5 protein-coding genes are annotated in these 2578 nt (G+C 70.1%); 4 read left to right on the top strand and 1 reads right to left on the bottom strand.

What is annotated here, in order from left to right; all coding sequences use genetic code 11:
- The coding region (locus ACOADB_RS08810) for a nuclear transport factor 2 family protein (protein WP_378597585.1) at positions 1–343 on the top strand (343 nt) is incomplete at its 5' end.
- On the top strand, positions 343–906 hold the full coding sequence (locus ACOADB_RS08805) for a dihydrofolate reductase family protein (RefSeq protein ID WP_378597584.1): 564 nt from the start codon (positions 343–345) through the stop codon (positions 904–906). The genes ACOADB_RS08810 and ACOADB_RS08805, both read left to right, overlap by 1 nt.
- On the opposite strand, the gene ACOADB_RS08800 is transcribed toward ACOADB_RS08805, so the two are convergent.
- Entirely contained in the window at positions 896–1570 is a 675-nt protein-coding gene (locus ACOADB_RS08800; protein WP_378597583.1) for a MerR family transcriptional regulator, read from the bottom strand. The genes ACOADB_RS08805 and ACOADB_RS08800 overlap by 11 nt on opposite strands.
- A gap of 42 nt (positions 1571–1612) precedes the next feature.
- Here ACOADB_RS08800 and ACOADB_RS08795 point away from each other — a divergent pair, with 42 nt between their 5' ends.
- Together ACOADB_RS08795 and ACOADB_RS08790 are read left to right on the top strand one after the other, a co-directional pair.
- A complete protein-coding gene (locus ACOADB_RS08795; RefSeq protein WP_378597582.1) occupies positions 1613–2044 on the top strand; it encodes a DUF6194 family protein in 432 nt (143 codons plus the stop codon).
- A gap of 11 nt (positions 2045–2055) precedes the next feature.
- On the top strand, positions 2056–2556 hold the full coding sequence (locus ACOADB_RS08790) for a putative immunity protein (RefSeq protein ID WP_378597581.1): 501 nt from the start codon (positions 2056–2058) through the stop codon (positions 2554–2556).
- The last annotated feature ends 22 nt before the right edge of the window (positions 2557–2578 follow it).

Genomic DNA, 2578 nt, shown 5'->3' with positions numbered 1-2578 from the left:
CGTCGAGCGGCTCGAGAAGCTCGACCTCGACGGGTTGAGCGAACTCCTGCGCGACGACGTCCGGTTCGCGATGCCGCCGCAGGTCGGCGTGTGGGTCGGTCTCGAGGCGGTCTTCCAGACCTGGGTCGACGGGCTCAGCGACGCCGACCCGACCGGCTTCCGGTGCCGGACCACGACCGCCAACGGCCAGCCGGCCGTGGCGGCGTACTACCGCTCACCCGGGTCCTCGACCTACGAACCCCTCGCGATGGACGTCCTGCGGGTGGAGGGTGGGCTCATTGCCGAGCTGCTCACCTTCGGACCCGAGATGTTCGAACGTTTCGGCCTTCCGGAGGAGTTGTGATGCGTGACGTGACCTACTCGATGTCGATGTCCCTCGACGGATACGTCACCGACCCGGACGACGGTATCAACTGGAGTGCGCCCTCCGACGAGGTCTTCCGGCGGTCGATCGACGAGATCCGGGGCGTCGGTGTCCATCTGATGGGGCGGCGCCTCTACGAGACGATGCTCTACTGGGAGGAGCCTGAGCAGCAGGCGGGCTTCGACGAAGCGGAGCGCGAGTGGGCCGGGCTCTGGAACCCGCTCCCCAAGGTGGTCTTCTCCACCACGCTCTCCGAGGTGAGGGGGCGTGCCCGCCTGGCCACGGGCACGGTCGCCGACGAGATCGAGCGACTGCGGGCCGAGCCCGGCGAGGGCGACATCGCGATCGGCGGCGCGACCCTGGCGGCCGAAGCGGCCGCTGCGGGCCTGATCGACGAGTACCGGATCAGGGTCTGCCCGGTCCTGCTCGGTGGCGGCACCCCGTTCTTCGACGATCGCGAGCGTCGGGTCGACCTCGAACTGGTCGAGACCCGCAGGTTCGACCCGGGCGACGTCTTCCTGCGCTACCGCGTCAAGCGCTGACCCGAGCCGTCCCCAACGCCGCGGCCGCGCGCAGCAGGGCCCGGGAGCGCTCGTCGAGATGGCGGGCTCGCTGGGTCAGCGCCAACGCGGTCTCCTCGGCGTTGCGCAACTGTGGAAGCAGTTCCCGCAGCGGGGGGATCCGGTAGCCCGCCTGGCGGAGCTGCTGGATGAGGCGGGCGTCGCGTACGTCGGCCGGGCTGAACGTCCGTTCGCCGTGCGGGCCGCGACGCGGGGAAAGGAGTCCCTCGGCCTCCCAGTGCCGCAGGGCCGACGTGCGTACGTCGAGGGCAGCTGCGAGTTCGCCGATCGACAGGTCGTCCTCCGGTCGTACGTCGACGAGGGGATCGGAGCTGATCGAACGGAGTGCCTTGCCGGCGGCTGCGAGTTCGATGCGCTCCTGGGCGATTGCTGCGTGAGCGGCGTCGAACAGGGCGAGGAAGCGGCTCTCGTCCTGGTGGGCGGCAGCCATGATGACCCGCGCCTCGGCGGGCCCGACGCCGGTTGCCAGCGCCCGATAGGCCACGGCCGAGGCGACGTGCTTGTCGTCGTACACGCGGTATCCGGAGGGGGTTCGCGGGACGTCGGGCAGGACGCCCGCGGCCTCCAGCTTGTGCAGCTGCTGCACCGAACAGCCGGCTCGTCGAGCTGCCTCGATCGTCCGCATCGACCCAACCCTCCACAGGTACTTGAATTCTTTCCTTGAAGCATGACTATCGAGGAAATCATTCGACAGGTCGAGTCGCTCGGCGGCGTGCTGACCCTTCGGCCGAGTCCCGGGGACGGGTCCCCGGAACTGGCCTGGGGGGACCTGTTCTTCTACTACGCGCCCGACGGCGCCCTTCCGCAGGGACAACCGTTCGCCACCATCATCACCAAGGACTACCCGGACGAGCCTTCCTCCGGGCTGGGCAACGGCACCTTCCGGCTCAACATCGACGCTCGCGGCAGCGACAGGAGGACGGGCCCGGTTGGCGCACCCACCGATCAGGACACCGTGATCCCGCACCCGACCTACGCCGAGCTCGGGTGGGTCAGCGTCGTACGGCCCGGTGAGCGCACGGCTGACGCCATCGGGCACCTCCTCGCCGAGGCCCACGAGCACGCCCGGCGACGCTGGACCCGGCGGCACGCGCAGTGATCATCCCGAAGGTGCGGGACCCGAGGCTGATCACGATTCGTCGCGGCGGCACCCTCACCGACGACGACCATCGCCGCCTCACTGTCTGGGCGGCGGCCTGCGCCGAGCACGTCGTCGGGCTCTTCGAGTCCGAGGTACCCGACGACCTACGCCCTCGCGAAGCGATCGAGGCGGCGCGGGCATGGACCCGCGGCGACCTGTTGATGATGCGGGCCCGCGCCATCGGTGGGCACGCGAACGGGGCCGCGCGACCTCTCGTCGGGGCAGCCAGATTCGCCGCCTATTCCGCAGGTCAGGCGGCCTGTGTTCCTCATGTCGCCGAGCACGGTCTCGGTGCAGCGGCCTATGCGATCAAGGCGGTCCGGGCTTCGTCAGCACCGGATGACGCCGCAGCGGCGGGCCGGGCCGAACGCGACTGGCAGCGCGCCCAGCTGCCCGTTGGGGTGCGCGATCTCGTCCTCGAGGACCAGGTACGACGCGACGCGATCTGCTGGTCCGTCTTCAGCGACTGAGCAAGGGCCCTGCTAGGTTCGC

Origin of the sequence: Nocardioides sp. CPCC 206348 (assembly GCF_048654705.1) — a bacterium.
In the GTDB taxonomy this organism is placed as follows: Bacteria; Actinomycetota; Actinomycetes; order Propionibacteriales; family Nocardioidaceae; genus Nocardioides.
Note: the sequence above shows the minus strand (reverse complement) of the source record. Positions and strands in the feature narration are given on the sequence as shown.